This window comes from Acidomonas methanolica (assembly GCF_004346035.1).
GTDB lineage: Bacteria > Pseudomonadota > Alphaproteobacteria > Acetobacterales > Acetobacteraceae > Acidomonas > Acidomonas methanolica.
On sequence record NZ_SLZN01000061.1, the window covers coordinates 1 to 6179 of the forward strand.

Below are 6179 nucleotides of genomic sequence, written 5' to 3' on the forward strand. Positions count from 1 at the left end.
CGCTCGGAATCCCACTCACCGAGGCTATTCAGTAAATCATAAGTCCCAGAATGCGAGGTCCATAACCAAAACTCTATTTGTGCAACAGAGCCGCGCGTGCCCGAAATTCGGTTTCCCGTTATGAAAACAGATCAGAACCGCTCGGAACCAGGTGACGGCGCTCCGCCAGACCGCCCCACATCATCGTGTGAGAAATGCGGGCTAAAATCAGGCAAAGAAGTCTGTAATTCACGGTTCTTCGAACCCTATATCTGCCAGCGGCATGGTGTGCTGCCCTATGTCGATGCCACGGCGGCGCTGGGCGGCATGGCGGTAGCGACGGATGCATGGGGCGTGGATGTAGTGACGGGCGGCTTGCAGAAATGCATGGGCAGATCACGCAGAAAAGGAAGATATTGCCGCAAAGCCGAGGCCTGAGTGGACAATCTCTTCCAGGTGGCAAGCCCGAGCAATCACAGGGCCGGACAGAAGACCGCAGTCGATCACTCGTTCAATGAGTCAGATACATCTTGCATCACGGACGGTAACCACAGAAGCCATCGCGCCCATTAATTGGGATTCCAGATAGTAGATGATCGGCAATGGGTTTGGAGTTTATCGTGTGCTTGGATAAATATTGCCGATCTGCTTCCGTTGTCAGTTGCCAGTATTCGCGGGGGCATTGTCCGACCACATATCGCGATGAATCTTCCATTTCCCGTCTTGTTTGAGCAGGACGATGGTCTGCTTGCCGTGTTCAATGACATGGTTCTTGCCGTCGAGCAGCACCATCTGGGAGATGCTGGTCGCGGCATTGCCGCCACCATAGATCTCGTAATGATCGAATTTGGCGCCTCCGACGAGATCCGGCCGCAGGGTGTTTTCGAAATACGCGAGGATCGCAGGCCGCCCGGAAATCGCCTCCGCGTTCGGGGGAAGCAGTTTGGCGTCATCGGTATATAAACGCGAGATCGCCTTGAGATCGCCCCTGGCGAGGTCGGCGGCAAATTGTTCAGTCACGGCCTTGACCGCAGCTTCGTCGGGCGAATGCACAGTGGCCGCAAAGACGGGAGCACATTGCAGGGCGAGAGCCATTGAGGCGCTCAGAAAATGAGAGAGTGGTTTTGCGATTGTCATCAGTAATTCCTTCAATGATCGTTGGTCGGAGGGGCGGAGTCGGGTTCAGAGCTGCGAGCAGCCGCCGTCGACGACCAGTTCCGTCCCGACGACGTATCGGGATTCGTCGCTTGCGAGGTAAAGGACCGCGGCGGCAATTTCCTCGGGCCGGCCCATTCGTCCCAGAGGCACGGTCGAGGCGAACTGCGTCTTGAAGTCTTCCACCTCGGCTTCGGACAGGCCGAGCTTGCCCAGCAGCGGCGTTTCAATGCCTCCGGGAGCCACCGCGTTGACGCGGATCTTGCGGTCGAGAAGTTCGTAGGACCAACTGCGCGCGAGCGAACGGGCGGCGGCCTTGGCGGCAGCGACCAGCGACAGGCCATGCTTGCCGGTCTGATCGATGAACGACGTCGTCAGGATGACGGATGCGCCTTCCCGAAGGACAGGCAACGCGGCCTGCATCGTGAAAACGACGCCTTTGACGCTGACGTCCATGACGTCGTCGTACTGGCGAACGTCAATCGCCGGCAGCGGCGTCGCAATGACGTAACCGGCGTTTGCGAACAGGATGTCGAGCCCGCCGAATGCCTGCTGGATGCGGGCCGAGACGGCCTGCATCGCGTCGATGGACCGAACGTCGGCAGAAAGGACGAGAGCCTCATCGCCGAGTTCCGCCTGCACATCGGCGAAACGGGACTCGTCCCGGCCGGTGACGGCGACGCGGGCACCTTCCTTGACGAACAGCTTCGCGGTGGCGAGGCCGATGCCGCTCGTGCCGCCGGTAATAAGTGCTGTTTTCCCAGAAAGTCTCATATCGAATTCCTTGCATACAGACGGCGATGGACGGCTGGGAGCGCGCCCACCGATCCTCACGATCCTAGCGAAATGCCTGACGTCCTAAAGGACATAATTCCCTTAAAATACGCCGTTTGTGCATGAGAAGAGAATGGCGGCGTAAAATGAGGGAATTAGGTCCTTTGGGAAAAATAATTCTCGACCTAACTGTCGAGGCCATCCGGAAAGCAGCCCGTTTCACGGGGCAGGACAGGAGAGTGACATGTCTGAGATTTTCGATAGAACGATCATGGCGGAACTGAGCGAGGACGGTCGCTCGCGGCGGCAAGCCATGCTCATGGGCGGCGCGGCGCTGGCCGCCGCGGCAGCTGGCAGCCTTCTTCCCGGAGGGGCACGCGCAGGCGCGGCTGGTAAAACCGAGAAACCCATCGACTTTTTGTTCGCGATCTATCCGAATGGAACGCTTCTCGATTTTGCCGGTCCCAACGAAATTCTTTCTCTACTGCCCGACACGAAAGTCCGGTTCGCCAGTCCCGCTGGTGGTCTCGTGACACTGGAGAAAGGCGTCATCTTCGGTCCAACGGAAAAACTTTCGGATGTGCAAAAGGTGGATGTCATCTGTGTTCCTGGCGCTCTTGATCTGTCGGCGATGATGAAGCCTGAGATATTGAGACATGTCCGACGACTGTCTGAAACCGCGAGATATGTCACGTCAGTTTGTACCGGTTCGATCATCCTTGCCGCCTCCGGTGTGCTCAAGGGGAAACGCAGTGCCTGTCATTGGGCGTTCCTGAACGTGCTCAAGGAATACGGAGCCATTCCTGACCCGGCGCGTATCGTGAAGGACGGCCGCTTCATGAGTGGCGGCGGCGTCACCGCCGGCATCGATTTCGGCATGGCGATCGCAGCGGAATTACGCGGTGCCCAGGCCGCGCAGGAGGTGCAATTGCTCGTCCAGTACGACCCGCAACCTCCGTTCCATGCAGGGAATCCTCTGGATGCGCCGCCGAAAATTCGTGACGCCGTTTTTAAAATATTGCCCGGTTCCGAAAATGGCCTGATGCGCCCCATTCTTTAGTCCGCCGAACAGATTTTCGACACGCTGAATTTTGGGCGGAGCCGGTAACTGCCACAGGGAGAGATGCTGCCCTTGGTATTTACCGGCCTTTGACCGCACTTGTTTTGCACCGTCAGGATACGGGGCAAGACCTGATTTTTAAATATCCCTCTGATATCCAAAACCCGGATTCAGGCCGCAGGAGACACGCTATCGTCATCGGCGACCCACCCTCCATGGAAGCCAAACGGCACCCTGACCGGTAGACGAATGGTAGCGACAGGCTCGCCAGCAAAATCCTGAGCATCCAGAATGACGACATCGCTCAGATTCCGACCGGCGTCATAAACGTAAGACATGATCCACCCCTCATCTTCAGCAACAGCATCGGGCTTTCGCACGAAGATCGGCTCCAGGGTCATGCGCCCGGCGCCGTAATCATGTATTTCGGTGATCCCCCGCACCATGTCGTGCTTCATGGCCGGCCCGAAACTGACGCCGGCGCCCCAATGGGCCGTGTAGCCGAAACGATAGGGCTGCCCGCCGAAACGGCCATTGATCCGCGGAAATTCAGTCCCGTGATCGTCGAGGCCCGTCTCGCTCAACCGGCCGGAACGTCGGTCGAGCGTCCATCGGACGAGCGTGGGCGCCCCTTCATTTGGTCCGTGGTGATCGCGGTCGAACATACGGGGATGACGGGCGACATCGATGATCGTCAATTCGCCATCGTCATAGGCATTCACGAAATGGAAGACGAAACAGCGCGGGGCTTCAAACCATTGAATGTTCGCGACATCCCCGTTGCGCGGCAACAGTCCGATCCGCGCGTCCCGTCGCTCATCCCAAAGCCATGGAAATTTCGCCTGCGAACGTTCGGGCTGAAACGTGACTGGAAGATCCGGTATGACAATGAATGACGCGGTAAACGCCATATCGTGGATCAGCGGAATATGTGGCAGGTCGATCCGCGCTTTTGTCGTGGCATGTCCGTTCCGGTCGAGCGAAATATAGCGGACTGGCTGTCCCGGTTCGTAGGCAAGAGCATGCTGCTCGCCCGTTATCGGGTCGAATTTCGGATGACCGGTGAAACCGGCTTCGAGCGTCCCGTCGAAATCCGCACGCGCAACGCTTTCCAGCTCGTAGTCCAGTTCGACTGGTAGGCTGCCCGCTTCGACAACCGCATAAAGTTTTCCGCCCGCGCTGGTGAAATTCGTGTTCACGCTGCCGTCGCGCTGGCCTGCGCCAGGTCCGCCGATCGGCTGAGCGTTCAGAGCGGCGACCACTGCCGCATCCTTGACGTAACGACTGCGATACCACTCAGCTCTGCCGTCACGCAGACGCAGGCCATGCGCCATGCCTGAGCCTGAAAACCAGTGATAACGCGCAGGATCCGGAGCATCGGCCGGGTTGGGGCCGATGCGGAGCAGGCGTCCGTTCAGCGCTTCGGGAATACGACCGATCACGTCCAGATCGAAGGCGGTCATTTCAGCCTCGATCGGCCCGAAATTATTGGCGAGATAAGGCGCGCCCGAACGCGTCGGCGTGAGCGATTTCAGTGACAACGTCATGACGATCTCCCATGTGATAGTTCATCACATTATCGCTCATTGATCCGCTGTCAACTCAAATGTTATAAGCCATCACATGAAGCGGAATGCAGTCTCACAGCGACCCGATCGTCGCAAGTCCTATCACCATGGCGACCTGCGGAAGGTGCTGCTCGACACCGCCCGAGAGGAAATATCCGCCCGCGGGGCTCAAAGCCTTTCAATGGCATCGCTGGCGCGGCGGGCCGGCGTGGCGCAGTCGGCACCGTACCGACATTTCACGGATCGCGAGGATCTCCTCGCGGCCGTCGCGACCGACGGGTTCGAACAGTTCACCGAGATCCTTCTCGAAGCGGCGTCGAGCGGGGACAAAGCTGAGGCGATGAAGCGGATGGCAGGCGCCTATCTTGTTTTCGGAGAAAAGAATGTGGAGCTTTACCGCCTCATGTTTGCATCCGGCCTGGTTCCAGGGTCCGCGCCCGACAGCGCCCTTCAACGCGCGGCGATCGCAAGCTTTCAGCCTCTTCTTGATCGCGTTACGGCTTCCAGCCCGGAATCGTCGCTCACATCCGCGCACGTCAAATGGGGGCAACTCCATGGTTTGGTCATGTTGAAAGCTGACGGGTTCATTGAGGATTCAATCGATGCACTCATACAATCCTTGGGTTTTTGAGAGGTCGGCACTACCGTACATGATCTGGTCACGACTCCGCGCCGCCGACACGCCGATGCTGCCGGTTAGCACTACAGTTGCATTTCGTGTCGTGAGTGAGAGCGGATAGCGCTGGCTTGATGTTTTCGTCGAAAGACGGACCATCTGAGGATGTGAGCGACGGGAAGTCTGCGTTGTGAGAGTTTTACGACGAGACGCCTGATTTCCTGTATGGACCAGCGGACGACGATGATCGTGCTCTGCGTTGTGTTTTTTTCGGTTTTTGTGAGTTTGCCTGATACCGGACACTTGCCATGACGGCATAGGCGAGCATGACCAGAGAAACATGCCGATGCCAACCATGCCAGGAGCGAGTTTCGTTATGATCAAGACCGAATTCGTTTTTGGCCGCCTCGAAACACTCTTCGATCCTCCAGCGCGTCCCTTCAACGTTCACGAGTTCCTGCATGGTTGTCCCTTTCGGGCACCAGGTTGTAAAACAGGCAAGGTCTCCATCGGCGATGTTCCGGCGGATCAACAGGCCCCGTGTCCATGGTCCAGCTCTAGGGCAGTCAAATTCTTCAGCATCCAGATCGGCAAGCGGAAAATACGCCCAGTCGTATAACCGCTCGCCCTTTGTGCCGCTTCCCGCTGACAGACGGCACCAGGCCTGCTCTGGAAGATTTGCGGCAATATCTTTGGCTTCTCCTGCAATCAGCGGGTTTGTCGCCCATGACCCGAACCAGTGATTGCCTCTGACGCCAAGGACATATCCAATCCCTGCCCGGCGAAGCGTGCGTTCTACATCGCCAACACCATACACGCTGTCTGCTGCGACCCAGCGGAAGGGCACACCGGCCTCAAGACACCGCTCAATCATCATCGAGGCCAACGCCGGTTTGGTTGCAAACACCACGTCATCGGGAACGTGGGCCTGCCTCAGGCGCTCACGGTTCGACGTCCAGTCTGTTGGAAGATACAGCGCGCGGTCAACAAAGGCATGGCCCCGCGCCGAGACATAGGTGGCAAATAC

The 6179-nt window shown here is 58.0% G+C and carries 6 protein-coding genes and 1 pseudogene; 3 read left to right on the forward strand and 4 right to left on the reverse strand.

Annotation, left to right across the window (positions count from 1 at the left end; translation table 11 throughout):
- Nucleotides 1-249: 249 nt before the first annotated feature.
- A pseudogene (locus EDC31_RS18295) lies at nt 250-372 on the forward strand (alanine--glyoxylate aminotransferase family protein); the annotation flags it as partial.
- A gap of 264 nt (nt 373-636) precedes the next feature.
- Here the strand turns inward: EDC31_RS18295 and EDC31_RS16955 are convergent.
- Together EDC31_RS16955 and EDC31_RS16960 are read right to left on the reverse strand one after the other, a co-directional pair.
- Entirely contained in the window at nt 637-1116 is a 480-nt protein-coding gene (locus EDC31_RS16955; protein ID WP_052512636.1) for a YybH family protein, read from the reverse strand.
- Between the two features lie 45 nt (nt 1117-1161).
- Nucleotides 1162-1908 (reverse strand): SDR family oxidoreductase, encoded by a 747-nt coding sequence (locus tag EDC31_RS16960; protein WP_042062171.1) that lies wholly within the window; start codon nt 1906-1908, stop codon nt 1162-1164.
- Nucleotides 1909-2152: 244 nt separating this feature from the next.
- Between EDC31_RS16960 and EDC31_RS16965 the strand changes: the two genes are divergently transcribed.
- On the forward strand, nt 2153-2968 hold the full coding sequence (locus EDC31_RS16965) for a DJ-1/PfpI family protein (RefSeq protein WP_052512635.1): 816 nt from the start codon (nt 2153-2155) through the stop codon (nt 2966-2968).
- Nucleotides 2969-3138: 170 nt separating this feature from the next.
- Here EDC31_RS16965 and EDC31_RS16970 read toward each other — a convergent pair whose 3' ends face one another.
- Entirely contained in the window at nt 3139-4515 is a 1377-nt protein-coding gene (locus tag EDC31_RS16970; RefSeq protein WP_042062169.1) for a carotenoid oxygenase family protein, read from the reverse strand.
- A 145-nt stretch (nt 4516-4660) separates the two neighbouring features.
- On the opposite strand from EDC31_RS16970, the gene EDC31_RS16975 reads away from it, so the two are divergent.
- On the forward strand, nt 4661-5167 hold the full coding sequence (locus EDC31_RS16975; RefSeq protein WP_204366716.1) for a TetR/AcrR family transcriptional regulator: 507 nt from the start codon (nt 4661-4663) through the stop codon (nt 5165-5167).
- Between the two features lie 184 nt (nt 5168-5351).
- Here EDC31_RS16975 and EDC31_RS16985 read toward each other — a convergent pair.
- A partial coding sequence (locus tag EDC31_RS16985) for an IS701 family transposase (RefSeq protein WP_132127201.1) occupies nt 5352-6179 on the reverse strand: 828 nt, incomplete at its 5' end.

Coding starts and splice junctions, on each gene's coding strand:
- EDC31_RS16955 (WP_052512636.1), bottom strand. CDS start 1,116: ATGACAATCGCAAAACCACTCTCTCATTTTCTGAGCGCCTCAATGGCT.
- EDC31_RS16960 (WP_042062171.1), bottom strand. CDS start 1,908: ATGAGACTTTCTGGGAAAACAGCACTTATTACCGGCGGCACGAGCGGC.
- EDC31_RS16965 (WP_052512635.1), top strand. CDS start 2,153: ATGTCTGAGATTTTCGATAGAACGATCATGGCGGAACTGAGCGAGGAC.
- EDC31_RS16970 (WP_042062169.1), bottom strand. CDS start 4,515: ATGACGTTGTCACTGAAATCGCTCACGCCGACGCGTTCGGGCGCGCCT.